Origin of the sequence: Azospirillum oryzae (assembly GCF_008364795.1) — a bacterium.
Lineage (GTDB): Bacteria > Pseudomonadota > Alphaproteobacteria > Azospirillales > Azospirillaceae > Azospirillum > Azospirillum oryzae.
The window spans coordinates 1-1,360 of the sequence record NZ_VTTM01000029.1 but is presented as its reverse complement, the minus strand read 5'-3'; the positions used below and the strand labels follow the sequence as shown (position 1 = coordinate 1,360).

Below are 1,360 nucleotides of genomic sequence, written 5' to 3'. Positions count from 1 at the left end.
AGCTGGGCGATGCGGTAGCCCGGCATCCGCTCCAGCAGGAACTCCTTGCCCTGCGGGTGGCGCAGCGTCAGCCGGCCGACCGTGGGGGTGTAGAAGCCGGTGACGCAGTTGAACAGCGTCGTCTTGCCGGCGCCGTTCGGGCCGATCAGCGCGGTGATCTCGCCCGCCCGCGCCTCGAAGGACACGTCGTTGTTCGCCACCAGACCGCCGAAGCGCATGGTCAGGTGCTCGACGCTCAGCAAGGGCTTGTCGTTCATCGTGGTGTGGGGCATCACGGCGCTCATTTCGCGGCTCCCGTCGCGGCGGGGGTCTTGCCGCCATGCAGGAGGATGGTCGGGTCGCGGTGGGCCAGCAGGCCGCGCGGACGCCACAGCATGATCACCACCATGCCGGCGCCGAAGGCCAGCATGCGGTAGTCGGCCAGCTCGCGGAACGCCTCCGGCAGGCCGATCACCAGCAGCGTGGCGACCACCACGCCGATCTGGCTGCCCATGCCGCCCAGCACCACGATGGCCAGGATGATCGCCGACTCGATGAAGGTGAAGCTCTCCGGGCTGATGAAGCCCTGGCGCGTGGCGAAGAAGGAGCCGGCGAAGCCGCCGAACATCGCGGCGATCGCAAAGGCCGCCAGCTTCATGTTGGTGCGGTTGATGCCGAGCGAGGCGCAGGCGATGTCGTCCTCGCGCAACGCTTCCCAGGCCCGGCCCAGCGGCAGCTTGCGCACCCGCAGCGTGAACAGGTTCACCACAAGGGCGAGCGCCAGGATGAGGTAGTAGAGGAAGACGATGCGGTGGAGCGGCGAGAACTCCAGCCCGAACAGCTCGTGGAAGGCGGCCATGCCCTCGGCCGGGGTGCGGCTGAAGTCGGCGATGCCGAAGAAGCTCGGCCGCGGGATGCCGGAGATGCCGTTGGGACCACCGGTGAACTGGTACCAGTTGACCAGGATGATGCGGATGATCTCGCCGAAGCCGAGCGTCACGATGGCGAAATAGTCGCCGCGCAGCCGCAGCACCGGGAATCCCAGCAGCACGCCCGAGCAGGCGGCGAGCAGGCCCGCCAGCGGCAGGCAGACCCAGAAGCTGAGGCCGAAGTAATGGGCGAGCAGCGCGTAGGAATAGGCGCCGACCGCGTAGAAGGCGACATAGCCGAGGTCGAGCAGGCCGGCCAGACCGACGACGATGTTCAGGCCCCAGCCCAGCATGATGTAGGTCAGCAGCAGGATGCCGATGTCCAGCAGCATGCGGTCGGCCAGCGGCGTCATCGGCAGGATGGCGGCGAAGACCACGGCGACCGGGCCGATGTAGCGGCTGGCGTGCTGCACCTTGGCGGCGATGCGGTCCATCCGCTTGTCGCGGTCGGC

At 68.3% G+C, this 1,360-nt stretch carries 2 protein-coding genes; both read right to left on the bottom strand.

Going from position 1 to position 1,360, the window contains the following annotated elements; translation table 11 throughout:
- A partial coding sequence (locus FZ938_RS30325; RefSeq protein ID WP_149201867.1) for an ATP-binding cassette domain-containing protein occupies window positions 1–284 on the bottom strand: 284 nt, incomplete at its 3' end.
- The coding region (gene livM, locus FZ938_RS30320) for a high-affinity branched-chain amino acid ABC transporter permease LivM (protein WP_149201866.1) at window positions 281–1,360 on the bottom strand (1,080 nt) is incomplete at its 5' end. The genes FZ938_RS30325 and livM, both read right to left, overlap by 4 nt.